The organism is Arthrobacter sp. UYEF21 (assembly GCF_040546085.1).
In the GTDB taxonomy this organism is placed as follows: Bacteria; Actinomycetota; Actinomycetes; order Actinomycetales; family Micrococcaceae; genus Arthrobacter.
On record NZ_JBEPNF010000001.1, the window covers coordinates 526,676 to 549,017 of the forward strand.

Below are 22,342 nucleotides of genomic sequence, written 5' to 3' on the forward strand. Positions count from 1 at the left end.
CCGCTTGTCGGCTGCGAAGGGTTGACCGTCAGATTTTGAGTTTGGCGTAGATGACGTAGTTGTCGTTGAAGAGCCCGGTGGCGGGGTCGTAGCCGTCGCAGGTGATGAGTCGTAGTTCGGAGCCGGTGGTGTTTCCGTAGACCTCGAGGGTTGGGAAGCTGTCCTTGCCGTAGAGGGCACCACGGTCCACGGTGAAGGTCGCGGTGCTGCCGTCGCCGCGGGCAACGTTGATGTCGGCGCCGGGGGTGAGTTTGCGGAGGTCTGCGAAGACGCCTTTATGGCCGCCGAGTGCGTTGACGTGCCCGAGCATGACCGAGGGTCCGCGTTCCCCCGGGGTAGGGGAGTCGTTGTACCAGCCGGCGGGGGCGCCGTTGCCGGTGTCCTGGGGGACCTCGAGCGAGCCGTTCTCAAGCAGGCCAAGGTGCAGCAGCTCAGTGCGGACGCTGATGGAGGGGATGGTCAGGGTGACCGGAGCGGATGCGGGCAGGACCGGGGGAAGCTGTTCGGTGGCAGCCGCTGGAGCTGCCGCCGGGGCCGCCGGGATTGCTGCGGGCAGGGGAGGCTGGGCGGTGGGGCCTGCTGCGGATGGCGCCGCAGGTGCGGTAACTGAGGCGGAAGGCCCGGCGGAGGCAGAAGGCGGGGAGCCGGCGTCGGGCGTTCCGGTGCCGCAGCCGGCCAGGGCCATGGCGAGCAGAAGCCCGGCGGCCGTGGAGGCCCCGAGACCTCCACGGCGGACGGGCTTCATGTTTAGCACAGTGGTAGTCCAGTCAGCTCAGGTTCAGGCTGCTGATCCGGTGTTGCGGCGGCGCACGGCGTAGGCTCCGCCGGCGAGTGCGACGAGGGCCAGGCCGCCACCGAGGGCGAGGGCGCCGGTGTCGGTGCCGGTTTCCTGGGGGATGCCGGTGTTAGCGCCGCCTGCAGGCATTTTCATCTGCCCGGCCTTCAAGGTTCCGCACAGGGCGGGGGACGTTGCGGCGAGCGGAAGGGTCGGTGCCAGGTCTGACTTGGCCGCCTGGCCCGCCGCGCTGAGCGTTGCGGGATCAAGTCCGTGGACGACCACTACAGCGGTGCCTGCTTCGAGGGCTGCTTTGGTCTCGGCGTTCAGTTCGAACGTGCGGTCAACAGTGTAGGCGGCGCCCTGCCCGCCGACCTTGAGGTCAAGGCCTGCTGCCGGGCTGGTGTCGCCGCTGGTCGAGAGGGTGGTGACGATGCCGCCGTATGACGGGGCACCTTCGGTGGTGGAGATGACCTTATCGCCGTCCTTGTCGGCCGAAGCGTCCGGGCAGGCGCCCTTGGCTCCGCCGTGGATGTGCTGGACGTGGGGGTAGGGGGCGTTCATGAAGGTCGCGGGCATACCCGAAACGTTCAGGACGACGTGGGCCTGGTTGCCTTTGACATCAACAGTGATGGTCCCCGACCCTGCACTGCCGTTAATCTGACCCAGCGTCGACTGATAGGACTGGTCTGCGGCCATCGCCGGGGAACCGGACAGGGCAAGTGCGCCCAAAGCGAGAGTAGGTACTGCCATAAAACGGAGTGTCTTATTCATGTGAATTATCTCCTCATACACGCGCGTGTGATGTTGGCGCCCCAAAGAAGGGACACAAGCACTTCGAAGCAGACCAAACCAAGGATGGGTAGGGATGTGTCCCCAACCACAAAAATATGAGCGTGATGCCGTACCTGCCCGGCCAAAGCATTGACGAGCCGATGATTCCGGTCCGCTTCACGCCCGTTCCCGGGCTGTCAGGCCGCGGAAGGGTGCTGGCCCCGGGGCTGTATCCACGGTCCGCGGCGGGTTTTACGCAGCAGCAGCCCGTAACCTGTCAGAGCCAGCCCACCGGCGATGGCTTCGGCGACGGCGGTGATGACCTTGGCGGCGTACCAGACGGGTTCGTACATTGCCGGCAGCGGCCCAATAGCGGGGACCTGGACGTAGCGGTAAAGGATGACAGCGGCCAGGGACGACAAGGCCACTGCCGCGGCAGCAGCGAAAGCGGTACGTGTCTTTTTCAGCAGGATAAACACTGCCGCCAAGATGGCGGCGCCCGCTTGGAGCAGAAACAGCGTGCCCTGGCCGATGCCCCCTGGTGCGGCCTGCTGGTAACCGGGAGCAAGCTGAACATGGATCAGGGCGCTGACCCCCAGGGATGCTGCCACGCAGATCCGGACCACCCGCAGGGGACCATGACCGGCTACGGGGACGTGTACGCGATTCACTTCACGACCAGCGTCCCGCTCATCTGCGGATGGAACCTGCAGATGATCCCGTATGTCCCGGCCTCACGCGGAGCTTCAAAAATGACTGTGCCGCCGGCAGGGACGTCGATGTCAAAGCCGCCTTTCTCCTTGGCCGTCAGTGTATGCGGGGCGCTGTCCGAGTTGGTCACCGTCACCATCGCCCCGGGCTTTACGGACGCCGGAACCTCATAGGCGAAGTCCTTGATCGTAATGATGGCCTGGCCAGCCGCTGCCGAACCACCCACAGATGGAGACGAAGCCGTGGTGGCCGTTGACGGGCCTGTGGACATCCCGCCCTGCGCGCCGCACCCGGTGACGCCGGCCAGAGACAGGACCGCCGCAACGGCCAAAACACGGTTGATCGTTTTCATGACAAACCCCTTCACGAAGGGATGCCCTCCACGCAGCCGGACGGCGCGCCCATCAGGAAACTACCCCTACACAGCATTCGTCACCCCCGCCTCCAGGGACTGCCCATCCGGGCACTGCCTCTTGTTTAAGGCCGCCCTTGTTTGCGTGCCTGCGCGAACCTACGAAAAATGCCAAGGGTTGCCTTATCGGCTCCGGATGTCCGGGGAGTCAGCACCCAAGGTCGTGAAGGAGTATCCCTTTTTAGCAGGGCAGTGACCGCGGCCAAAACACCTGCTGCCGTGCCGGATCCGGGGTGGTTTCCGTGCGCGGGGATAAGGCCCCGGGCGAGGAAATATCGGCCGCGACGTCGTCCAGGAACCCCGTGCCTGAACGGAAGAACCGCGGGCGTTGCCCGGCGATTGCCGTGAGCAGGGCGTCGTTGGACGTGATTTCCTCCTATACCTCCGCGCTGCTGCGCGTTCCGGGGATCCCGTTCGCGGTCTTGCCGGTCACGCTCAGAGATGTATGGCGGGTTCCGTGGTTGGCCAGTTCAAAGAGCGGATTGGCGGCAAGGTCCCGTGCCTGGGACGGGTTGATGCGGATCCATCGTGCCCCGGATCCGAGCATCCACATCCCGATGGCCACTTTCCTGAACATGGTTGCCCCGGCAGCTGCTCTGGGGGCCGCCGAGCATGCCCTGGAAGAGTTCCGGAACCTGATGTTGGTCCGCAAGGTCAAACAGACTGTGGAGCGTCGCCAGGCTGATTCGCCGCTCGCCCAGGCCAGGTTCACCCAGGCCTACGGCCAGGTTGCCACCGCACGGCTGCACTGGGAAGAAGCGGTCCGCGTGGCGGCCGCCTCCTTCGGGGGCCAGCCCGTCGCCTTCACTGATGAGGAGCGCGCGCAGTACCGGCTCTCCCTCGGCCTCAGCGGCCAGGCATCGGCGGAGCAGTCCGCCTCATCCTGACCGGCTCAGGCGGCAGCGTTCACCGCCTGGCGCACCCGCTCCAGCGGATCCAACGTGATGTCAACGTGCTGCTCAACCACGCCTCCCTGACCATGGACCCGATCCTGGAACAGTCCGGCCGCGGCCTGCTGGACCTCGGGTTTATCATTCCCGCCGAGCAGTTCTAGGGCGGACACAGGCAACGCACACAAGAGAACGGAACCCGGCACCTGCCGGGCTCCTTTTCTTTTCGTCGGCCTACTGGAAGTCGGCCAGCCAGGGATCCGGCCCGAAGACTTCATACTTTATGTACTTGGCGGGCACGCTTTTGGCGGTGAGGGCACTCCGTACAGAGTGCAGGAACGGCAGCTGGCCGCAGAGGTAGTGCCGGCCCTCCGCGATGCCCTGGACGCCACCACGGTGACGCATCACCGTCTACCCCGGCGTGGACCATGCCTCCCACAATGACACTGGGGAACGCTATAACGAGACCCAGGCGACGGCTGAGGGGAATGACACGCTGTCCTGGTTCGGGCAGCACGTCTGAGGACGCAACAGCGGCCGACGGCGGCGGGCGGCTGTGTGCCGACCGCCGCCGTCCAACGGCCTGGGGTCACGCTACGCGGACGAAGGAAGCGCCATGGAGCCAGCTGATGGAGTGGACCTCGGTCTTGAAGCCGTCCACGCCGCCACTGACAACCTGGCCGTTGCCGGCAAAGACGCCGACGTGTCCGGCGGTGATCACCAGATCACCAGGGGCTGGCGTCCCAACAACGCTTCCGTACTGGAAGAACTGGCCGGGTGCCAGGTCTCCCACACTCTTGCCGACGGAGCGCAGCGCCTTTTCCACCATGGCGGTGCAGTCCTGATGGACTCCCAGCTGAGAGTACGCGGACGCCAGGATTGCCGAGCCGGCCGAGCCGGATGGGGCCTGGACCGGAGCCGAGGTTGCCGCCGGCTTGATGCCGGTGTTGGCGGGAGCGGCCGGGGCGGCGGCGGTTTTGGCTGCCGGAGCCAGTGCTACTGCCTGCGCCACTGCCGGAGCTGCCTGCCCGGCGGCGGGGATCTGGATCTGGTCACCCGGGTAGATGACCGAAGTCAGGGACAGACCGTTCGCGGCCAGAACGTTGTTGAGGTCCACGCCGTAGGTAGCGGAAATCTGGCCCAGGGTGTCGCCGGAGACGACTGTGTGGGCGTTGGCCGGGGCCGGTGCAGGGGCTGGAGCCACGGCTGCTGCCGGTGCACTCGTTTGACTCTGAACGTTGGCCGTGCCGGAGCTGTCAGGTTCGTGGACGCTGGCCTGGGCCGGAGCGCTGAAGCCGAAAAACAGGCCGGAAGCAGCAGCGACCACAAGGGCCGGCCGTCCGATCGCCAGGGCACGGGACGCGGTGGTGGTGGCTGCACGATGGCGTGCGGCAGTGTACTTCTTGGACATGGTTGATTGCCTCTCCCATGCCTGCGGGGTGAGCTGTCGGGTTCGGGTCGGAGACACCCGGCCGGACGCCGCCGTGCAGGACGGGACGTATCGACTTAACCCCAAGGCTTCAGATGAAGCCGTGGAAACGTGGTTCCCCCGTCCCTGCCAGTTGAATTGCGCTGGGGTCCCGGGTCAGTGGCAGGGCTCGGCATACTGACGGGAATGTCCTGGCTTTGAACCGGGGCACTCAACGACCATAACGTCAGATTTTCCCCAATGTCACATTCCGGTAACGGAATGTACGGCCAAAAGACACCTTTATCTGCAGGCGGATCCATGCCGGAACGTCGACAACATCGCAGGTCAGCGCACATAAACCGTATATGCCCGGTTGGCTCACTAAACGGGCCCCGGATTGCCCAAAATTAGTTGGTTCACGGCCTGCGACTGACATTGGAACGAGCAGGACGTACCCGACGGGAGGGGCAACGGGGATCTCTGCTGGATATCAATGCTTGGCCGGGAGTACGGGCAAGGGTGCGTTGCCCGGTAAGCTCACGAACTATGTCCCCGTTTGTTCAGAATATGCGGCTTCCCGGCCTCGCCGGAGGGAGTGGCTGTGGCCGTCCCCCTAACCTCCGCTGCACAATACGCTGTGGCCGAGGCCTCCCTGCAGGCGGCCAGTTCCCGGGTTGATGCACTGGCCGCCCCGTTGGCCCGGGCACAGGAGAAATCAGGCCGCCACGAGAAGGACGTCGGGCCCTCGCAGCCCAGTCGTACAAGACCGGCGGCACCAACATCGGTTTCTTTGTGGCCCTCGACGCACTACAGACCAACAACATCCACGGGCTAAACGTGGTGCAGATCGTCAGCGCCAAGACGGCGTCCCTGGTCCACAAATCGGCCGAGGCAGACAAGGCCGCCGAAGCGCTCGCCCAGCAGGAGCCTGCCGCCAAAGCCGAGCGCGAACGCCTCGCCGGCGAAGCTAGCACCAAGCTCTCCACGGCCCAGACGGCGCAGCAGGCAATGTCGCAGCAGGTCGCAGAGCAACAGGAGCACAGTACCGAACTCACCGCCCAGCCCGCCTCGCTCAAGGGAACAACAGGGGCAGTGGAAGGTGAATTCCGGCAAGGTCAGGCCCGGCTGGCCGCGAACGGCTGGGCCCAGGACCAATTCCAGTGCCTGGCGCAGCTCTGGACGAAGGAATCCAACTGGCTGACCACGGCCACCAACCCGTACTCAGGGCTTACGGCATCGCGCAGGCGCTGCCGGCCAGCAAGTACGCGAGCGCTGGCAGCGACTGGCTCGCCAGTTACCGAACCCAGGTTAAATGAGGAATGGCTTACATTGCAGACCGTTACGGGTCACTGTGCGCCGCCTGGAACCATTCCGTGATCAAGAACTGGTACTGAACCACGGTGGGTACCGGACCACAACGGTTACGTAACAACAACAGGTGTTCAACCTGACCGGGGGCCGGTGCCAGGCAGAGCCTCCCGCCGGTTTGGCAAATACCGCGGACCGGACGGGCGCTAGGCTTTTCCCATGGCTGATTTCGACCGGTTCCGGATCATGCTCGAGGACGAACGGGACCGAAAACTGGCATTGCTGCCGGCGCTCCGGGCGGATATCTCCTCAGCCAATGCCGCGCGCCAGGACTCCAACGCGGACGACGAACACGATCCTGAGGGCGCCACCATTGCCTTCGAGCTGTCCCAGGCCTCGGCGCTACTGGATCAGAGCAGCGCCGGACTGGCCCAGGTGGAAGCTGCCCTGCAGAGAATCTCCGACGGCACATATGGGGCGTGCGCTGTCTGTGGCCAGCAGATCGCCGAAGGCCGGCTGGAAGCCCGGCCGAGGACTCCGTACTGCATTGAACACGCCGCGGCCGGGCGCCAAGGGCTTTAGGTGACGCCAGTGAATCAAGCAGTCCAGGACGCCGCCGGGTTCATCGATACCACCTTGCAGAATGAAGGCACGTGGTACCGGGCCGAGGAAGTGGAGTCACGCGTTGGCAGGGCGTTGAGTTCGTACGGGGCATCCGTGGGAGCTGTGCGCGGCACCATCCGGGACGCCGGCAGGAAGTTCAAGGACCTTGGCCACGACGACGTGACCGCTTTGGCCTCGCAGCTGTGGGGCCGGCCGGGCCCTGGCCGGCGCCCGGTCTATGAGCGCCGGCTCGCCGCAGTGGTGCTGCTGCAGTCCCGGGTGGCGCTCCTGCGCCACTCCGACCTGACCCGGCTCGAGGGCTTTATCCGGTCCGCGCGCACTGCCGAGCTGGTGGACCCCCTGGTTGCCGACGTGGTGGTCGGCCTCCTGGCCGGGCTGGACGGTACCGAGCGCCAACGCGCCGGCGTGGTGATCGCACGCTGGCACCAGGACCCCGACGAGTGGATCCGCCACGCTGCGGCCATGACCGCAGAAATAACAGACCCGAGGAGACACACATGACGGACACCTACAACCTGGAACGCTTTGTTGCAGCCCAAGACGGCGGCGGGACCTACGGACAGGCACTGTCCGAGCTGCAGCTCGGCAACAAGCCGAGCCATTGGATGTGGTTCATCTTTCCGCAGCTGGCCGGCCTCGGCAGCAGCCCCACGTCCGTCAGGTACGCCATTACCTCCCTGGCAGAAGCGCAGGCTTTCCTGTCGCACCACCTCCATGACGCTGTTCCTGCGCGCTGCGCCCGGCGAGACAGTCTTCAAGACGGTACCGGCACGGTTCTTTGGCGGCGAACCGGATACCGCCACCGACGCTCTGCTCGCCGAGGGCAGGCACTGACCACTGTTTCCTTGTGGCGTTCAGTCGTACTCTGGGGCTGGAGGTGATTGCCATGGAGGCAACGCAAGGCGACAGGATCATCGTCCGGGGGAGGACGGTCGGAACTTCAGACCGGCACGGGGTGATTTTGGAAGTCCGGGGTCATGAAGGGCACCCGCCGTACCTGGTCCGCTTCGACGACGGACACGAAACGGTCATGTACCCCGGCGGCGATTTCGCCGTCGATCGCGGGACGGCAGGCCCCGGCGGCTGAAACGGAACGTCGGGCAGGACATGAGGATCGGCGCGCACCTGTCAGACTTGGGGCATGGATCATTCCCTGACTGCCACGTCCGCTGAGGCCGGTTCCCACGTTCCCCCTGCCATGGCTGGTCCGCGGGATCCAGGTGACGCATGGGTGGAAGGTGACCGCGGCAAGTTTTGGGGCAGGTTCGGTGCGGCCGGCGTGCTGGCGTACGACCCCGCCAAGGGTGTTCTCCTCCAGCACCGAGCACTCTGGAGCCACAACGGCGGCACCTGGGGACTCCCCGGCGGAGCCCTCCACCACGGTGAGGACACGGTCACGGGTGCCTTGCGCGAGGCGCACGAGGAAGCGGCGGTGCCCGCCGCCGGTGTGAGCGTGCTTTTCACCTCGGTGCTGGACGTCGGGTACTGGACGTACACCACCGTTGTGGTCCTGGTGACGGCGCCGTTCGATCCCGTCATCAGCGATCCGGAAAGCCTCGAACTTCAGTGGGTTGCGCTGGACGAGGTGGACCGGAAGGAACTGCACCCCGGCTTCGCAAAAGCCTGGCCGGATCTGTGGCCACGCCTGCCGGAGCTTTACGCCGGACCTGGTCAGTAGGCGCAGCCAGTAATCCTTGCCGAACTCCGCGCTGCCGAGGATGGGCAGGTGGTCCGATTAGCGGCTGCTGCGGTAGTAGATGGCCAGTCCCAGCCGGTTGCCCTTGGTGGTGTCCGCGAGCAGCAGCGGCCCGAGCGTTTCGGGCCGGTCGGCCGAGTCGACTTCCTGCAGGCACAGTGCGTCGATGCCAAAATTCCGTGCGGGCGCGAGGAGTTCGCCGCTTGCTTTGTGCTTCCGAAGGTTACAACTGATGACGCGCGTGCGTGGACACCTCGCCCGAGGGGCGCTAGCAGGACCAATTTCAGAGTCTACCCAGATAGCGTTCCGCGGGCGGCAACATGTTGTTGCGTCACCCCGGCTCCGTGGCACCAGTTAGAGTTAATGATCATTCACCCATAACCCGGCGGAAGGGGCCAACGTTGACCAAGGAACTACCTGCACTTGCCCACGGTCCTTTCTACTATCAGTCGCTGGGCGGTGACCGCTTTCGCTCCACCATCCATGCCCAGGGCGCCTGGAACGAGCACGAACAGCACATGGCGCCTGCCGCAGGGCTGATGGCTGACAGCCTGGAGCGGCACGAACCCCGCGCCGATATGCGGATGGCCCGCCTGAGCTACGAGATCCTTGGCCTGATTCCAGGCGGTGAGTTCACCATCGAAACCTCCACCCTCCGCCCCGGCCGGACCATTGAGTTGCTGCAGGCTGAGCTAGTTGCCAACGGCCGCGTGGCCATCCGTGCCACGGCTTGGCGGCTGATCACCGCTGACACAGCTGCGGTGGCTGCAGTCGAGGATGCCGCCATTCCGGCGCCGGAAGACTGCAAACCGTTCGACGGCGCCGCCATCTGGCCAGGCGGGTACATCCGTTCCCTGGAGATGCGCGTGGCCGAGGGGCATCGGCACGGAGCGGGCACGGTCTGGCTCCGCACAGAGCACCCCCTGACGGACAAAGCTGACAGCGGTGACTTCGCCCGCCTGATGGGCCTGGTGGACACGGCCAACGGGATCGCGGCCAGGGTCACCCCCGGTGAGGGCAGCTATGCGTTTCCGAACCTGGACCTGCAGATCCATATGTACCGCAGGCCTGGCGGCGAATGGCTGGGCCTGGACAACGCTGTCTCTTTCGGCAGTGACGGGATCGGCCTCACGTCCACCGTCCTGCATGATCTTCGGGGGCCGTTCGGCCGCGCAGAGCAGATCCTCACCCTCCGCAAGACCTGACGGCTGGACGTGTGTGGCTGCCCGGCTTTGCGACTATTAGACGACGGCGGCGCTTTTGTAGCTGTGCACCGCATTGTCCAGTGTGGGGAAGAAGTGGTCGGCATCGAACCGGGTGCCCACGCCGTACCGGATCAGGCGGTCCTTGATGGGTCCCTTCATCTCCGCGAAGACCAGGCTGATGCAGTCCCGCGCCACAACTCAGGAAGCCGGGGGCTCCTGCGCAGGGGTGGAGGTCTGGCCGTACTCGGCGGTTACCAGGATGGGCAGGTGGTCCGATGCTCCGCGGGGCAGCGTTTCCACGTTCTCGATATTGAGGCCCAAGGACGTGGCAAAGTCGAAGTGGCCCTTGAACACCTTGTACCGCGTGTAGGTCCGGCGGTTACTTAGCGACAACTCATAGCCGGAATTCTTCATGTGTTCGGTGAGGTTCTTCGTGAAAAACGGATAGTTGAAGTCACCCACCATCAGGGTCATCAGGCCCGTCCCCATGCCCAGCAGTTCCTTGTGGGCCGCGTTGATCTGGTTTCGCCGCAGCGAGTTGGTGGCGGTCAGGGGCGCGGCATGGAATGAAGCTATAACAAGTTCGTGATCGGTTTCGTTGTCCCGCACGCGGGTACCGATAAGACGCTCATGGGCGGGTGCCAGGACCATGTCGTGCAAAGACTTCTTGAGCGCAAATGTTTGGGTGCCGTGCGGGGTGAACCGGTCAGGCCGGTAGTAGATGGCCAGCCCCAGCCGGTTTCCCTTGGTCGAATCGGCCAGCTTCAGCTGACCCAGCGTGTCCGGCAGGTCAGTGGTGTCGCATTCCTGCAGGCACAGGACATCGGCGCCGAAGTCCTGTGCCAGGGCGACCAGCTCCCCGCTGGCCTTGTGCTTGCGTAGGTTGTAGCTAATGACTCGTATCAGTGGATTGCCTCTCCTGAGGGAGTGCCGGGTGGACGCAGTTCCTGAGTCTAGCCACCCGGCAGGGGACGGTACGTAATAGTCCGCAAGTGTCAGTTCTTTTGGCAGCGGCGGTTGGGTCAGGTGGAGCGGAATACCAGCCAGCCGGCAAGGGTGGACAGGCCGGTCAGGGCGGCGCCCCACAGAATGTCCACCACAATGAGCTGCAGTGGCCACGTCTTGAGCGTGGCGGCGTTGGTGAGGTCGTACGTCGCGTACGCAAAGGCGCCCAGGGCGGCCCCGTAGCCGACGGCGGTCAGCCAGCTGCCGCCATCAAGCGCCGGCCGCAGGGCGAAGAAGAGAATCCCTGCGATGTACATGACATAGAAAGCGACGGCGTAACCTAAGTGTGGCTTGTCAGCGAGCAGGTCACCGATGTGGCTGCGATAGAACGGGTTCATCGTTTTGAGCCAGATGGCGTCGATGACCGCGAATGCAGCGGCGACAACAAGGAATTGCAATATGACCATAAGGGAGCTTAGCAACATGCGGGACGCCGAGGCGGGACTCCGGACGCTCACCGTGGTGCGGCAGGATCATTCGCTGGGCGCCGCCCGGGACCTGGAATTCGGCCTCGAACTGCTGAGCCAGGTGAGGACCGGCAGGACCGGTCCCACCCTGAGGTTGTACCGGCCTGCGCCGACCGTTGCATTCGGCCAGCGGGACACCCGCCTGCCGGGTTTCGAGGCGGCGGCCCAGGCCTGCCGGGATCACGGCTTCGAACCCCTGGTGCGGAAGGCCGGCGGCCGCGCCGCCGCCTACCATGAGGGCACTTTGGTGGTTGACCACGTGATGCCTGACGCTGATGCGATCGCCGGCTCCAAAAGCCGGTTCAGTTTCTTTGGGGAGCTGCTGGCACAAGCCTTGCGGAACGTTGGCGTGCAAGCCGCAGTCGGGGAGATTCCAGGCGAGTACTGCCCGGGGGAGTTCAGCGTCCACGGTACACACAGGGCTGACCCGACGCACCGGATCAAGCTTGTTGGCACGGCGCAGCGCGTGGTGAGCGGCGGCTGGCTGTTCAGTTCAGTGATTGTGGTGGAAAACTCGGCCCCCATCCGCGGCGTCCTGACGGCGGGTTACGCAGCGCTTGGCCTAAACTGGGACCCCGCCACTGCCGGCGCCGCGGACGATCTTGTGCCGGGGCTGACTGTCCAGGCGGTAGAGGATGCAGTAGTTGCCGCGTACGCGGGCCACGCTACCCTCCGGCACGCCGGCTTCAGCAGCGTGTATGGCAGGGAAGCGTAGCCCGCTCCGGCTGGACAGCCCTAGTGGCCGCGGGCGATCCACTCATCCAGGTGCGGGGCTTCGGCTCTGATGGTGGTGGTGTCGCCGTGCCCGGTCCGGACCACCGTGCCGGCAGGGAGCGGGAGGAGCCAGGTCCTGATCGATTCGATGATGGTGGGGAAGTCGCTGTAGGACCTGCCCGTTGCTCCGGGGCCGCCCTGGAAGAGGGTGTCGCCGCTGAAGACTGTGCCCTCGCCATCGGGCCCGTCAGCCAGGTGGAAGGACACCGAACCCGGCGAGTGCCCCGGAGTGTGCAGGGCCGTCAGGCTGGCGCCTGCCACCTCGATCACATCACCGTGGCTGATGCGGACGTCAGGTTCCACGTCCGGGTAGACACTCTTCCAGAGCATCCAGTCGGCCTCGTGGAGATGGATGGGGGCCTGGACAAGATCCCAGAAATCGCCCACGGAACGGATGTGGTCGTCGTGGCCGTGCGTCAGCAGGATCGCCTTGAGTTTCCGGCCGGCCACTGCCGCGGCAACAGCCTTGGCGTCGTGTGCAGGATCGATAACCACACATTCGGTGTCGTTGCCCACGAGCCAGACATTGTTGTCCACGTCCCAGGTGCCGCCGTCGAGCGAGAACGTCCCTGAGGTGACCAGGCGCTCGATCCGGAGAGTACCGCCGGATTCCGGCGCCGCAGCGGGCACGGGAGCCGCGGTCACAGCTCCACCACCGATCGCAGCACGGAGCCGGAGTGCATCTTGTCGAAGGCTTCCTCCACCTGGTCGATGGTGATCCGCTCGGTCACAAAGGCATCGAGATCCAGTTTGCCCTGCCGGTAGAGGCTGACCAGCATGGGGAAGTCCCGGGACGGCAGGCAGTCGCCGTACCAGGAGGACTTCAGCGATCCGCCGCGGCCGAAGACATCCAGGAGGGGCAGCTCAAGGGTCATGTCCGGCGTCGGGACGCCCACCAGAACGACGGTGCCGGCGAGGTCGCGCGCGTAGAACGCCTGCTTGTACGTTTCGGGACGGCCGACGGCGTCGATCACCACGTCAGCGCCGAAGCCGCCGGTGAGTTCCCGGATTTTCTCCACCGGGTCCGAGGCCGAGGAGTCCACGGTGTGTGTGGCGCCCAGTCCCAGAGCGCGCTCCAGCTTTTTGGCATCGATGTCGACGGCGATGATGGTGGTGGCACCAGCGAGCGCGGCTCCGGCGATGGCGGCAACGCCCACACCGCCGCAGCCGATGACAGCCACGGAATCGCCGCGCTTGACGCCACCGGTGTTGATGGCGGCCCCGAGACCGGCCATCACGCCGCAGCCGAGGAGGCCGATGGCGGCAGCATCGGCGTCGGGATCCACCTTGGTGCACTGGCCGGCGGCCACAAGTGTCTTCTCGATGAACGCGCCGATGCCCAGGGCGGCGGAGAGTTCGGTGCCGTCCTCGAGGGTCATTTTCTGGGTGGCGTTGTGGGTGTTGAAGCAGTACTGGGCTTCGCCGCGCTTGCAGGCCCGGCAGTTGCCGCAGACGGCGCGCCAGTTGAGGACCACGCGGTCGCCGGGGGCAACGTCCGTGACGTCGGGGCCCACCGCACTGACCACGCCTGTGGCCTCGTGGCCCAGGAGGAACGGGAAGTCATCGCTGATGCCGCCCAGTTTGTAGTGCAGGTCGGTGTGGCAGACACCGCTGGTGAGGATGTCCACCAGGGCCTCGCCCGGACCCGGTTCCGGGACCAGGATGGTCTCCAGAGTGACCGGGGCGCCCTTGGAGCGGGCTACGACACCTTTGACTTTATGGACCACGGAAGGCTCCCTCAATGCAGATAGACAAGAACGGGACCAACACGGACGTTGGTCCCGTTCTGTCTACCACATACGCCGCCGTGTTCAGGCTGCGAGGCGGCTCTTTACTTCGGCGGCGGAAGGGTTGGTGGCGGCGGTGCCGTCCGGGAAGAGCACGGTGGGGACGGTGCGGTTGCCGCCGTTGAGCTGCTCCACGAGTTCGGCCGTGCCGTCCACCTCTTCGATGTTGATTTCCGTGTAGCCGATGCCCTGCGCGTCCAGCTGCTTCTTCAGCCGGTTGCAGTAGCCGCACCAGGTGGTGGAAAACATGGTGATGGTGCCGTTCTCGGGGGTGAAGTCCACAGAGCGCTCCTGAAGTTGTTGAAGGGGGTTTCATTCTCCTCAACCGTAACCCGGTTGGGACTATTCCCCGGGTCGGCGGCGGCGGATGACAGTGCATACCGGTGATGGCATGCTGGTGCCATGTGTGGACGCTATGTGATGGCCCGGGCCGTGGGTGACCTGCTGGCTGATTTTGACGCCCAGCTGGAGGAGGAAGTGGACCTTCCGCCGTCATGGAATGTGGCGCCCACGGACCCCGTTCCCATTGTCCTGGAACGGCTGATCGAGGATGGCACGGTCCGGCAGTTGCATGTTGCCCGATGGGGCCTGGTCCCTTCCTGGGCCAGGGATCCGGGCATCGGCCCGAAGATGATCAACGCCCGGAGCGAGACCGTGCTGGAGAAGCCGGCGTTCCGCAAGGCCGTCAAGTCCCGGCGGTGCGCTGTGCCGGCTGACGGGTATTACGAATGGAAGCAGGGGACCGGGAAGGCCAAGCAGCCCTACTACGTCCATGCGGGCGAAGGCAGCGGGTTGGTGTTCGCCGGCCTGTATGAGTGGTGGAAGGACCCGGCCAAGGCCGACGGCGATCCCGCCCGCTGGATGCTCTCCACCTCCATCCTCACTGCCGACACCCCGCCGCCGGGTGCTGAGTCCACGGTGTTCGGCAAACTCACCGCCCTGCACGACCGGGTGCCGCTGCCCATGGACCGCGCAACCATGGCGTCGTGGCTTGACCCGCAGATCGATGACGCCGCCTTCCTCGTGGACCTCGTCCGCGCCCATGTCAAGGAGGTCGCCGCCGACTGGCACGTGGATTCTGTGGGCACCGGGGTGGGGAACGTGCGTAACAATTCCCCGGAACTCATCCGGCCTGTGGAGGCGCTGTTCTAGGGGCGTGGTTCAAAGGGGTGACGATGCCCTAGACGGTGACTTTGCCGTCGTCGTCCACTTCCCAGGTTGGGTTGTAGGCAATCTCCCAGCGGAAGCCGTCCGGATCGGCGAAATAACCGCTGTACCCACCCCACGGTTGGGTGACGGGCTCGGCAACGATTTCCGCGCCCGCGGCCCGGGCTTCGGCCATGACCCGGTCCACTTCATCGGTGCTGGCCAGGTTGTGGCTGAGGGTGATGCGCGGGACCGGACCAGGGGCGCCAACCCCTGCTTCGGCGTGCATCTGCCCTGCGTCCCACAGGGAAAGGACCAAGCCGTGGTTGACCTGGATGAACACTGCGTCGCCTGGCATTTCGAGGTGCACAGGCCAGCCAAGGCCTTCCACATAGAAATGGCGGGAGGCATCAACACTTCGGACACCTAATGAGATGAAGTCGACTCTGGGCTGCATGCTTCGATACTGTCAGAGGATGGCAACAATTCAAGGAAACGATAGGGATGCTTTGGCCGACAAGGAACAGCTCGCTGCGGTTCGGATTGCGGTCGACGAAGTTGACGACCAGATTGTCTCGCTCATTGCCCGGCGTGAACGCCTGATCCGGATCGCCGGAGCCCTGAAGGGGGACGACGCTGAAGTCCGCGCCCCCGGTCGCGTGGAACGCGTGATTGAGCACGTCCGGGGAGCTGCGGAAAAGAAGGACATTGATCCGGACATCGTGGAATCCACGTACCGGGCCATGATCTCGGGGTTCATCGAACTCGAGATGAAGGTCCACAAAGAAAACAGCTGACGCTACAGCGCTTCCTCAACGGCGACGCCGGACTGGAATTCCCGGCCGTCAGCCTCGCTGAAGGCTGACATGACGTGTCCCTTGCCCAGGCCGTGAACGGCGGCGATGGGAAAGTTCCCCGTGATGGTGTTGCCGGAATGCGTCACGCCGCCAAGATCATAATTCTCTTCGGCGCTCTGATCGTGGCTGAATGAGTAGAAGGCGATTGCCTCCCCGTTCATGAACTCAATGCCCAGCCGTCTTTGGGATGAGAAATCAGGGCTGGCCGCCACGAGCCCCACCACGTACGCACCTGCCCCGGGGATGTTGCCGTCGATATCGAAGGTTGCCACGAGGGTTTCTTCCTGGGCCTTGATGCTTACGTGCTTGAGGAGTGCGTCATGGGTGCTCATGGCACAATCCTGCTACCTGCTGACGCGTCCGTCCACCCCTGTCTAGGTTTTGTCGGGGCGCCGTCGTAGACTGGAATTGTTCGAACATGTATTCGAATATCCTGTTGTTCGGCAGCATTTTGCAGCAGCATTTTGCGCCAGTTCAGTCAGTCCGGGAGGCGTCCATGGGTATGTTCAGCGAGTCCGTGGACGTCGTCTGCACCCCGGCCGGCCAGCCGCTGAAACTCCAGTGGGCCGGGCGGGACTACTCGGTGTGCGCTGAACCTGTGCGGTGGTACGAACGCCGGGAATGGTGGGCCGAGGAACGCCGTGCGCCGCTGGGCAGCGGACCGGGACTGGTGGACCATGAGATCTGGCGGGTCCAGGTCCGTGCTGAACCACATAATGGCGCAGGGGAGCCCCTGACCCTTGACCTCAGCAGGCATCTGGGCAGCGGCCGCTGGAGGCTGCTTCGCATCCATGACGCACTCCACCCCCTCCACCCCAAAACAGCATGAGCTTCACACACCTCCACGTTTCCACCGCCTTCAGCGCGCACTATGGAGTCTCCTGGCCTGACGAACTGGCCCAGGTTGCCGCCGCAGACGGGGCAACAGCGCTCGCCTGCACGGACCGGGACGGGCTCTACGGCACCATCAAACACCTCAAAGCCTGCATGGCTGCCGGCATCGACCCCATCGTAGGGGTGGACCTTGCGGTCTTCGACGACGACGGCGATCACCGCACCCAGCTCGCTGGCCGGGTGGTGGTGCTTGCGCGGGGTCACAACAACGGGGCGGGCTACCGCGCCCTGTGCAGGCTGGTATCGGACGCCCATGCCCGCACCTCGGGCAAAGCCCGGGGAGCGGTGCCTGTGGCAGTCACCCGCGCCGAACTCGCCTCACGGACGCTTGACCCCACAACGCTGAAGCCGGTCCTGACAGTCCTGATCGGCCCGGCTTCCGACGTCGGCCGGGCCATGGGCGGCCGTCGCTACCTCCGCCCCCGTACCCTTTTCAAGGGCTGGCTCGAAGCCATGCCCGCAGGGACCCTGGTGGCTGAAGTCGTTTCCCAGCTGACCGCCCCCGGTGCGCCTGTGAGCACCGCCCATGCAGTGCGCATGCTCAAACTCGCCGAAGAACACCGCGTCCCGGCCGTGCTCACTAATGCTGTCCGCTACTGTGCCGAAGACGGTGCCGCCACGGCTGATGTCCTCGACTCGGCGCGCACGCTGAAGTCCCTGCCTGAACTCGCTACCGAACCGCTCCTTCAGCCCAACGGGCAGGCCTGGCTCAAAACATCAGGACAAATGCTGCAGCTCGGCAAGGAAATCATCCGCGCCGCGGGGTACGGCACGGCTGACCTTAAGCAGCTGATGGCGCAGACTGAGGCGCTCGCCGACTACTGCCGGATGGATCCGGTGGCTGACATGGGATGGAAGCAGCCTGTGGTCCCGGAGGCGTCAGTCATCGGTATCAGCCAGGACCCACACGTTGAACTGGCGCAGCGCTGTGAGGCCGGGATCGGCAGGCGGTTTCCGGGAATAGCAGGCCCAGCCCACAAGCAAATGCGCTCGCGGCTGGAGCACGAGCTGGGAATCATCCGGAACCTTGGATTCTCCTCCTACTTCCTCACGGTGGCGGAGGTTTCCCGCATGATCATGGACATGGGGGTACGGGCAGCCGCCCGTGGTTCCGGGGCGTCCAGCCTGGTCAACTACCTGATTGATGTCAGCCAAGTGGATCCGCTTCAGCATGACCTGATCTTCGAACGCTTCCTGTCCCAGGACCGGGCAACGCTGCCGGACATCGACATCGACGTTGAAAGCGCCGAGCGGCACAACGTGTACCGGCGGATCTTTGACCGGTTTGGTGCCGAGAGGGTCACGCTGATGAGCATGCAGAACGGTTACCGGGCCCGCGGCGCGGTCCGGGATGCAGGTATGGCGCTGGGTATGGATGATGACGATGTCGGTGAGATCGCCAAGCAGCTGTGGCGTTTCTCGGCCCGAAATTTCCGGGAAGCTTTGGTTGAGAAACCTGAACTGCGGGAGTTTGCGGGGCGGGTGGAGCAGCGGGGCCTCACCGAAAACCAGCAGCTGGACCTGCTGGTGGACCTCACGGAGCGGCTGGACCGGCTGCCCCGGCATATTTCCATGCACCCGTGCGGGGTGATCCTGGGCGATGCCACACTGCTTGACCGGACCCCGGTCCAGCCCAGCGGGCTGGGGTTGCCTATGAGCCAGTTCGATAAACATGACATGGATCCCATGGGCATGCTCAAGCTGGATGTCCTGGGGGTAAGGATGCAAAGCGCCATGGCGTTTGCTGTCCGGGAAGTCATCCGGATCCATCCTTCCAAAGCTGAAGTGGTGGCGGCCGGCGCCCACCCGGCCGGTTCTGACGGCACCGGCCCGGACTACATTGCCGAGAACGGCCACATCAACCTCAATGCCGTGCCACTGGATGATGAACCGACCTTCGAACTGATCCGCAGCACCCACACCCTGGGCTGCTTCCAGATCGAGTCACCCGGCCAGCGTGAGCTGATCGGCAAGATGGCCCCGCGTGAGTTCAACGACCTCATCATCGACATTTCGCTGTTCCGGCCAGGGCCCATGAAATCTGACATGGTGCGGCCCTTCCTGGAGCACAGGCACGGCTTCGCGCCTGAGGTCTATCCGCACCCTGACCTGAAACCAGTGCTCCAGGAAACCCATGGTGTCACTGTCTTCCATGAACAGATCCTGAAAACCTTCGACGTGATGACCGGCTGCGGCCTGGCGCGGGCCGATGAGTTCCGGCGCGCCCTTGGCAGTGAGGTCCCCGAACTGAAGGTGGAAGAGTTCTTCCGCAGGGAGGCCCGGATCAAGGGGTATTCCCCGGAAGTGGTGGACAAGGTCTGGGGAACCCTGAAAGCCTTTGGCAGCTTTGGTTTCTGCAAGGCGCACGGTGCTGCCTTTGCCGTTCCCACCTATCAGTCGGCCTGGCTCAAGGCGCACCATCCCGAGGCGTTCCTGGCCGGGCTGTGGGAGCACGATCCCGGTATGTACCCCAAGCGGCTGCTGGTGGCCGAGGCCCGCCGGCTGGGCATTCCCATCCTGCCGCTGGATATCAACCACAGCCACGCCGAGTACCGGGTGGAACGGGTCACGGACGGACCTGACGCAGGGAAGCTGGGGATCAGGCTGAGCCTCAACGGGATTTATGGCCTCTCCGGCGCCGAGCTCAAACGGATAGCCGCCGGCCAGCCCTACGACTCCCTTGCCGACCTCAGGGCACGGTCCAGGCTCACCAAGCCAAGCATCAAGAGGCTTGCGCAATTGGGTGCTTTTGATTCCCTGCACCGTCAGTCAGGCGGGAGTGCCAACCGGGCAGACCTTGTCCAGCATCTGCAGAGGATGCAGTCCGCGGGAAGTGCGCGGAAGGGCATCGAAGTCATTGAGGGCCAGCTCTCCCTGCCGCTGGGGGATGTGGAGCTCCGCAACGTCAAACCCGGGCTTCCCGCGCCAACCCTGGTTGAAAACGTCCGGGCTGAACTTGACCTGATGGCCATTGACGTCAGCGGGCACCTGATGGACAGCTACCGGCCCATGCTGGACAGGCTGGGTGTGGTCACTGCCGATAAACTGCTGGGCCTGCGAAACGGTACAGAGGTTATGGTGGCAGGGGTGCGCATCGCCACCCAGACCCCGCCCATGCGTGGCGGGCGCCGGGTGGTGTTTATCAGCATCGATGACGGCACCGGCTGCATCGACTCCGTGTTCTTCCATGAAGCACAGGAACAGGCGGGGCTGCTCCTGTTCGGCACCAGGCTGCTGCTCATCCGCGGCACCACACGGCGGACTGGTCCACGCGGGATCAGCCTGAGCGCCAGCATGGCCTGGGACCTTAGCCAAGCGGATACCCTGCCGTTCCCGACTGATCGGGTGGCGGGTACCGATGTGCCGCATCCCCTCGACGGAATCAGCCGAAGCCTCGCCATCACCGGAATGGGCGGCTGATGGGCGGCCGGGCAGGATTACGGCGTGGCAGCGCACCGCAGCGCACCGCGGGTCCCGTTGGTGGGCCTCTGGCGGAACCGATAGCATTGGCGATGGCTGGCTGTGGTCCCCGTATGCCGCAAGCTATGAAGCCTAAAACTTTGAATAGGAGACACCCGTGTCAGATGCCCAGCAGATCACCCTCATCGTCGATGGCGAAGAGACCAAGGTGACTACCGGGACAACCGGTGCGGAACTCTTCTTTGAGCGCCGCGAAGTTGTTGTGGCCCGCGTTAACGGCGAGCTGAAGGACCTGGACCAGGAGCTGCCCGAGGGCGCCCGGATCGAGGGCGTCACCATCGATTCCCCGGACGGCCTGAACGTGCTCCGGCACTCCACCGCCCACGTGATGGCCCAGGCAGTACAGCAGCTCCGCCCCGCCGCCAAGCTGGGCATCGGCCCGTACATCACCGACGGCTTCTACTTCGACTTCGACGTCGCCGAGCCGTTCACCCCCGAGGACCTCAAGACCCTCGAGAAGATGATGCTCAAGATCATTAACCAGAACCAGAAGTTCGTCCGCCGGGTGGTGTCCGAGGACGAAGCCCGCGAGGCCATGAAGAACGAGCCCTACAAGCTCGAACTGCTCGGCAAAAAGAATGAAGCCGCGGAAGCCGGCGAAGGCGTCAACGTCGAAGTCGGCGCTGGCGACATCACCATCTACGACAATGTGGAGCGCAAGGAGGGAACCACCGTCTGGTGCGACCTCTGCCGCGGCCCGCACCTGCCGAACACCAAGCTCATCTCCAACGCGTTTGCTCTGACCCGGTCATCCTCCGCCTATTGGCTGGGCAACCAAAAGAACCAGCAGCTGCAGCGCATCTACGGCACGGCGTGGCCCACCAAGGACGCGCTGAAGGCCTACCAGGAGCGCATCGCCGAAGCTGAACGGCGCGACCACCGCAAGCTCGGCGTCGAACTTGATCTCTTCTCCTTCCCCGATGAGCTGGGCTCCGGCCTGCCGGTGTTCCACCCCAGGGGCGGCATCATCCGCAAGGAGATGGAGGACTACTCCCGCCAGCGCCATGTTGATGCCGGGTACGAGTTCGTCTACACCCCGCACATCACCAAGGGCCACCTGTACGAGGTCTCGGGACACCTGGACTGGTACAAGGAGGGCATGTTCCCGGCCATGCATGTGGACGCCGAGCTCAACGAGGACGGCACCGTCCGCAAGCCCGGCCAGGACTACTACCTGAAGCCGATGAACTGCCCCATGCACAACCTGATTTTCCGCTCGCGGGGTCGGTCCTACCGTGAATTGCCGCTGCGGCTCTTCGAATTCGGCGCCGTCTACCGTTACGAAAAGTCCGGAGTGGTGCACGGCCTGACCCGGGTCCGCGGCATGACCCAGGACGACGCCCACATCTACTGCACCCGCGAGCAGATGAAGGACGAACTCACCAAGACCCTGACGTTCGTGCTCGACCTGCTGAAGGACTACGGCCTGAACGACTTCTACCTGGAGCTCTCCACCAAGGATCCGGAGAAGTTTGTCGGCGAGGACGCCGCCTGGGAAGAAGCCACGCGCACCCTTTCCGAAGTGGCCGAGGAATCCGGCCTGGAACTGGTCGCGGATCCAGGTGGGGCTGCCTTCTACGGCCCGAAAATCTCGGTCCAGGCGAAGGACGCCCTCGGCCGGACCTGGCAGATGTCCACCATCCAGCTCGACTTCAACCTCCCCGAACGCTTTGAGCTGGAATTCCAGGCAGCCGACGGTACCCGCCAGCGGCCCGTGATGATCCACCGTGCGCTCTTCGGTTCCATCGAACGGTTCATGGGTGTGCTCACCGAGCACTACGCCGGCGCCTTCCCGGCGTGGCTTTCCCCTGTCCAGGTGGTGGGCATTCCGGTGGCCGAAACGTTCAACGAGTACATGTTCGACGTCGTTGGCCAGCTCAAGGCGGCGGGCATCCGCGCCGAGGTGGATACGTCGTCGGACAGGTTCCCCAAGAAGATCCGCACCGCCAGCAAGGACAAAATCCCGTTTGTCCTGATTGCCGGTGGCGACGACGCGGAGGCCGGGGCGGTGTCCTTCCGGTTCCGTGACGGCAGCCAGGACAACGGCGTGCCCGTTGCCGAGGCCGTCAAGCGGATCACGGAAGCCGTCCGGAACCGGACCAGCTAGCGGAAACGGAACATAATAC

30 protein-coding genes and 1 riboswitch are annotated in these 22,342 nt (G+C 64.7%); of the genes, 15 read left to right on the forward strand and 15 right to left on the reverse strand.

Annotated features, from left to right (window positions below; translation table 11 throughout):
- Positions 1 to 28: 28 nt before the first annotated feature.
- The 5 genes from ABIB27_RS02515 to ABIB27_RS02535 all read right to left on the reverse strand — a co-directional run bounded on the left by ABIB27_RS02515 (position 29) and on the right by ABIB27_RS02535 (position 3,237).
- The gene (locus ABIB27_RS02515; RefSeq protein WP_354214289.1) at positions 29 to 745 is read right to left on the reverse strand and encodes a sortase domain-containing protein; all 717 of its coding nucleotides are present in this window, start codon (positions 743 to 745) and stop codon (positions 29 to 31) included.
- Between the two features lie 33 nt (positions 746 to 778).
- Positions 779 to 1,549, reverse strand: coding sequence for a hypothetical protein (locus tag ABIB27_RS02520; protein WP_354214290.1), 771 nt, complete (start codon positions 1,547 to 1,549; stop codon positions 779 to 781).
- A gap of 197 nt (positions 1,550 to 1,746) precedes the next feature.
- A complete protein-coding gene (locus ABIB27_RS02525) occupies positions 1,747 to 2,220 on the reverse strand; it encodes a hypothetical protein (protein WP_354214291.1) in 474 nt (157 codons plus the stop codon).
- Positions 2,217 to 2,612, reverse strand: a complete 396-nt coding sequence (locus ABIB27_RS02530; RefSeq protein WP_354214292.1) for a cupredoxin domain-containing protein — start codon at positions 2,610 to 2,612, stop codon at positions 2,217 to 2,219. Before ABIB27_RS02530 ends, ABIB27_RS02525 begins: the two co-directional genes overlap by 4 nt.
- A gap of 436 nt (positions 2,613 to 3,048) precedes the next feature.
- Positions 3,049 to 3,237 (reverse strand): polysaccharide deacetylase family protein, encoded by a 189-nt coding sequence (locus tag ABIB27_RS02535; protein WP_354253443.1) that lies wholly within the window; start codon positions 3,235 to 3,237, stop codon positions 3,049 to 3,051.
- Here ABIB27_RS02535 and ABIB27_RS02540 point away from each other — a divergent pair.
- On the forward strand, positions 3,230 to 3,559 hold the full coding sequence (locus ABIB27_RS02540) for a hypothetical protein (protein ID WP_354214294.1): 330 nt from the start codon (positions 3,230 to 3,232) through the stop codon (positions 3,557 to 3,559). The genes ABIB27_RS02535 and ABIB27_RS02540 overlap by 8 nt on opposite strands.
- Positions 3,560 to 3,796: 237 nt before the next feature.
- Here ABIB27_RS02540 and ABIB27_RS02545 read toward each other — a convergent pair whose 3' ends face one another.
- Positions 3,797 to 3,967, reverse strand: a complete 171-nt coding sequence (locus ABIB27_RS02545) for a hypothetical protein (protein ID WP_354214295.1) — start codon at positions 3,965 to 3,967, stop codon at positions 3,797 to 3,799.
- Positions 3,968 to 3,983: 16 nt separating this feature from the next.
- On the opposite strand from ABIB27_RS02545, the gene ABIB27_RS02550 reads away from it, so the two are divergent.
- On the forward strand, positions 3,984 to 4,085 hold the full coding sequence (locus ABIB27_RS02550; RefSeq protein WP_354214296.1) for a hypothetical protein: 102 nt from the start codon (positions 3,984 to 3,986) through the stop codon (positions 4,083 to 4,085).
- Between the two features lie 66 nt (positions 4,086 to 4,151).
- Here ABIB27_RS02550 and ABIB27_RS02555 read toward each other — a convergent pair whose 3' ends face one another.
- Positions 4,152 to 4,973, reverse strand: a complete 822-nt coding sequence (locus tag ABIB27_RS02555) for a C40 family peptidase (RefSeq protein WP_354214297.1) — start codon at positions 4,971 to 4,973, stop codon at positions 4,152 to 4,154.
- Positions 4,974 to 4,976: 3 nt separating this feature from the next.
- Positions 4,977 to 5,146: riboswitch (cyclic di-AMP (ydaO/yuaA leader) on the reverse strand.
- A 619-nt stretch (positions 5,147 to 5,765) separates the two neighbouring features.
- Between ABIB27_RS02555 and ABIB27_RS02560 the strand changes: the two genes are divergently transcribed.
- The 7 genes from ABIB27_RS02560 (at position 5,766) to ABIB27_RS02595 (ending at position 9,806) form a co-directional block, all read left to right on the forward strand.
- Positions 5,766 to 6,350, forward strand: coding sequence for a hypothetical protein (locus tag ABIB27_RS02560; RefSeq protein ID WP_354253444.1), 585 nt, complete (start codon positions 5,766 to 5,768; stop codon positions 6,348 to 6,350).
- A 150-nt stretch (positions 6,351 to 6,500) separates the two neighbouring features.
- Positions 6,501 to 6,863, forward strand: a complete 363-nt coding sequence (locus tag ABIB27_RS02565) for a TraR/DksA family transcriptional regulator (RefSeq protein ID WP_354214299.1) — start codon at positions 6,501 to 6,503, stop codon at positions 6,861 to 6,863.
- Positions 6,864 to 7,406, forward strand: a complete 543-nt coding sequence (locus tag ABIB27_RS02570) for a DNA alkylation repair protein (RefSeq protein WP_354253445.1) — start codon at positions 6,864 to 6,866, stop codon at positions 7,404 to 7,406.
- Complete coding sequence (locus ABIB27_RS02575) at positions 7,403 to 7,786, forward strand: DUF1810 family protein (RefSeq protein ID WP_502909094.1); 384 nt, start codon at positions 7,403 to 7,405, stop codon at positions 7,784 to 7,786. The genes ABIB27_RS02570 and ABIB27_RS02575 overlap by 4 nt, the downstream gene beginning before the upstream one ends.
- Positions 7,787 to 7,791: 5 nt before the next feature.
- Complete coding sequence (locus ABIB27_RS02580; protein WP_354214301.1) at positions 7,792 to 7,992, forward strand: DUF1918 domain-containing protein; 201 nt, start codon at positions 7,792 to 7,794, stop codon at positions 7,990 to 7,992.
- Between the two features lie 54 nt (positions 7,993 to 8,046).
- The gene (locus ABIB27_RS02585) at positions 8,047 to 8,583 is read left to right on the forward strand and encodes an NUDIX domain-containing protein (protein ID WP_354214302.1); all 537 of its coding nucleotides are present in this window, start codon (positions 8,047 to 8,049) and stop codon (positions 8,581 to 8,583) included.
- A 419-nt stretch (positions 8,584 to 9,002) separates the two neighbouring features.
- Positions 9,003 to 9,806, forward strand: a complete 804-nt coding sequence (locus ABIB27_RS02595) for a thioesterase family protein (RefSeq protein WP_354253446.1) — start codon at positions 9,003 to 9,005, stop codon at positions 9,804 to 9,806.
- Positions 9,807 to 9,842: 36 nt separating this feature from the next.
- On the opposite strand, the gene ABIB27_RS02600 is transcribed toward ABIB27_RS02595, so the two are convergent.
- The 3 genes from ABIB27_RS02600 to ABIB27_RS02610 all read right to left on the reverse strand — a co-directional run bounded on the left by ABIB27_RS02600 (position 9,843) and on the right by ABIB27_RS02610 (position 11,218).
- Positions 9,843 to 10,001 carry an STAS domain-containing protein gene (locus ABIB27_RS02600; RefSeq protein WP_354253447.1) on the reverse strand — a complete coding sequence of 53 codons (159 nt, stop codon included), beginning with the start codon at positions 9,999 to 10,001 and terminating at the stop codon, positions 9,843 to 9,845.
- A gap of 3 nt (positions 10,002 to 10,004) precedes the next feature.
- Positions 10,005 to 10,709: an endonuclease/exonuclease/phosphatase family protein gene (locus tag ABIB27_RS02605; protein WP_354214428.1), complete on the reverse strand. Its 705-nt coding sequence runs from the start codon at positions 10,707 to 10,709 to the stop codon at positions 10,005 to 10,007.
- Positions 10,710 to 10,828: 119 nt separating this feature from the next.
- The gene (locus ABIB27_RS02610) at positions 10,829 to 11,218 is read right to left on the reverse strand and encodes a DUF2177 family protein (RefSeq protein ID WP_354214305.1); all 390 of its coding nucleotides are present in this window, start codon (positions 11,216 to 11,218) and stop codon (positions 10,829 to 10,831) included.
- On the opposite strand from ABIB27_RS02610, the gene ABIB27_RS02615 reads away from it, so the two are divergent.
- Entirely contained in the window at positions 11,211 to 11,993 is a 783-nt protein-coding gene (locus ABIB27_RS02615; protein WP_502909095.1) for a lipoate--protein ligase family protein, read from the forward strand. The genes ABIB27_RS02610 and ABIB27_RS02615 overlap by 8 nt on opposite strands.
- A gap of 20 nt (positions 11,994 to 12,013) precedes the next feature.
- On the opposite strand, the gene ABIB27_RS02620 is transcribed toward ABIB27_RS02615, so the two are convergent.
- The 3 genes from ABIB27_RS02620 to ABIB27_RS02630 all read right to left on the reverse strand — a co-directional run bounded on the left by ABIB27_RS02620 (position 12,014) and on the right by ABIB27_RS02630 (position 14,121).
- A complete protein-coding gene (locus tag ABIB27_RS02620; protein ID WP_354214306.1) occupies positions 12,014 to 12,697 on the reverse strand; it encodes an MBL fold metallo-hydrolase in 684 nt (227 codons plus the stop codon).
- Entirely contained in the window at positions 12,694 to 13,779 is a 1,086-nt protein-coding gene (locus ABIB27_RS02625; RefSeq protein WP_354214307.1) for an S-(hydroxymethyl)mycothiol dehydrogenase, read from the reverse strand. The genes ABIB27_RS02620 and ABIB27_RS02625 overlap by 4 nt, the downstream gene beginning before the upstream one ends.
- A gap of 84 nt (positions 13,780 to 13,863) precedes the next feature.
- Entirely contained in the window at positions 13,864 to 14,121 is a 258-nt protein-coding gene (locus ABIB27_RS02630; protein ID WP_310163639.1) for a mycoredoxin, read from the reverse strand.
- A gap of 120 nt (positions 14,122 to 14,241) precedes the next feature.
- Here ABIB27_RS02630 and ABIB27_RS02635 point away from each other — a divergent pair, with 120 nt between their 5' ends.
- Positions 14,242 to 14,991 carry an SOS response-associated peptidase gene (locus ABIB27_RS02635; protein WP_354214308.1) on the forward strand — a complete coding sequence of 250 codons (750 nt, stop codon included), beginning with the start codon at positions 14,242 to 14,244 and terminating at the stop codon, positions 14,989 to 14,991.
- Between the two features lie 28 nt (positions 14,992 to 15,019).
- On the opposite strand, the gene ABIB27_RS02640 is transcribed toward ABIB27_RS02635, so the two are convergent.
- Positions 15,020 to 15,442, reverse strand: coding sequence for a VOC family protein (locus ABIB27_RS02640; protein ID WP_354214309.1), 423 nt, complete (start codon positions 15,440 to 15,442; stop codon positions 15,020 to 15,022).
- Between the two features lie 19 nt (positions 15,443 to 15,461).
- On the opposite strand from ABIB27_RS02640, the gene ABIB27_RS02645 reads away from it, so the two are divergent.
- Positions 15,462 to 15,782 carry a chorismate mutase gene (locus ABIB27_RS02645; protein WP_354214310.1) on the forward strand — a complete coding sequence of 107 codons (321 nt, stop codon included), beginning with the start codon at positions 15,462 to 15,464 and terminating at the stop codon, positions 15,780 to 15,782.
- Between the two features lie 2 nt (positions 15,783 to 15,784).
- Here the strand turns inward: ABIB27_RS02645 and ABIB27_RS02650 are convergent, their stop codons facing one another.
- Positions 15,785 to 16,174, reverse strand: a complete 390-nt coding sequence (locus tag ABIB27_RS02650) for a hypothetical protein (protein WP_354214311.1) — start codon at positions 16,172 to 16,174, stop codon at positions 15,785 to 15,787.
- Positions 16,175 to 16,338: 164 nt separating this feature from the next.
- Here ABIB27_RS02650 and ABIB27_RS02655 point away from each other — a divergent pair, with 164 nt between their 5' ends.
- The 3 genes from ABIB27_RS02655 to thrS all read left to right on the forward strand — a co-directional run bounded on the left by ABIB27_RS02655 (position 16,339) and on the right by thrS (position 22,323).
- Complete coding sequence (locus ABIB27_RS02655) at positions 16,339 to 16,671, forward strand: DUF6504 family protein (RefSeq protein WP_354214312.1); 333 nt, start codon at positions 16,339 to 16,341, stop codon at positions 16,669 to 16,671.
- The gene (locus tag ABIB27_RS02660) at positions 16,668 to 20,156 is read left to right on the forward strand and encodes a DNA polymerase III subunit alpha (protein WP_354253448.1); all 3,489 of its coding nucleotides are present in this window, start codon (positions 16,668 to 16,670) and stop codon (positions 20,154 to 20,156) included. Before ABIB27_RS02655 ends, ABIB27_RS02660 begins: the two co-directional genes overlap by 4 nt.
- A gap of 157 nt (positions 20,157 to 20,313) precedes the next feature.
- Positions 20,314 to 22,323, forward strand: a complete 2,010-nt coding sequence (gene thrS, locus ABIB27_RS02665) for a threonine--tRNA ligase (protein WP_354214314.1) — start codon at positions 20,314 to 20,316, stop codon at positions 22,321 to 22,323.
- Positions 22,324 to 22,342 lie beyond the last annotated feature (19 nt).

Bases quoted from the DNA above. Each gene is read 5' to 3' on its own strand.
- ABIB27_RS02515 (WP_354214289.1), bottom strand. From the start codon at position 745: ATGAAGCCCGTCCGCCGTGGAGGTCTCGGGGCCTCCACGGCCGCCGGG.
- ABIB27_RS02635 (WP_354214308.1), top strand. From the start codon at position 14,242: ATGTGTGGACGCTATGTGATGGCCCGGGCCGTGGGTGACCTGCTGGCT.
- ABIB27_RS02650 (WP_354214311.1), bottom strand. From the start codon at position 16,174: ATGAGCACCCATGACGCACTCCTCAAGCACGTAAGCATCAAGGCCCAG.
- ABIB27_RS02520 (WP_354214290.1), bottom strand. From the start codon at position 1,549: ATGAATAAGACACTCCGTTTTATGGCAGTACCTACTCTCGCTTTGGGC.
- ABIB27_RS02610 (WP_354214305.1), bottom strand. From the start codon at position 11,218: ATGGTCATATTGCAATTCCTTGTTGTCGCCGCTGCATTCGCGGTCATC.
- ABIB27_RS02615 (WP_502909095.1), top strand. From the start codon at position 11,211: ATGACCATAAGGGAGCTTAGCAACATGCGGGACGCCGAGGCGGGACTC.
- ABIB27_RS02640 (WP_354214309.1), bottom strand. From the start codon at position 15,442: ATGCAGCCCAGAGTCGACTTCATCTCATTAGGTGTCCGAAGTGTTGAT.
- ABIB27_RS02585 (WP_354214302.1), top strand. From the start codon at position 8,047: ATGGATCATTCCCTGACTGCCACGTCCGCTGAGGCCGGTTCCCACGTT.
- ABIB27_RS02565 (WP_354214299.1), top strand. From the start codon at position 6,501: ATGGCTGATTTCGACCGGTTCCGGATCATGCTCGAGGACGAACGGGAC.
- ABIB27_RS02580 (WP_354214301.1), top strand. From the start codon at position 7,792: ATGGAGGCAACGCAAGGCGACAGGATCATCGTCCGGGGGAGGACGGTC.
- ABIB27_RS02530 (WP_354214292.1), bottom strand. From the start codon at position 2,612: ATGAAAACGATCAACCGTGTTTTGGCCGTTGCGGCGGTCCTGTCTCTG.
- ABIB27_RS02555 (WP_354214297.1), bottom strand. From the start codon at position 4,973: ATGTCCAAGAAGTACACTGCCGCACGCCATCGTGCAGCCACCACCACC.
- ABIB27_RS02540 (WP_354214294.1), top strand. From the start codon at position 3,230: ATGGCCACTTTCCTGAACATGGTTGCCCCGGCAGCTGCTCTGGGGGCC.
- ABIB27_RS02575 (WP_502909094.1), top strand. From the start codon at position 7,403: ATGACGGACACCTACAACCTGGAACGCTTTGTTGCAGCCCAAGACGGC.
- ABIB27_RS02545 (WP_354214295.1), bottom strand. From the start codon at position 3,967: ATGCGTCACCGTGGTGGCGTCCAGGGCATCGCGGAGGGCCGGCACTAC.
- ABIB27_RS02655 (WP_354214312.1), top strand. From the start codon at position 16,339: ATGGGTATGTTCAGCGAGTCCGTGGACGTCGTCTGCACCCCGGCCGGC.
- ABIB27_RS02645 (WP_354214310.1), top strand. From the start codon at position 15,462: ATGGCAACAATTCAAGGAAACGATAGGGATGCTTTGGCCGACAAGGAA.
- ABIB27_RS02660 (WP_354253448.1), top strand. From the start codon at position 16,668: ATGAGCTTCACACACCTCCACGTTTCCACCGCCTTCAGCGCGCACTAT.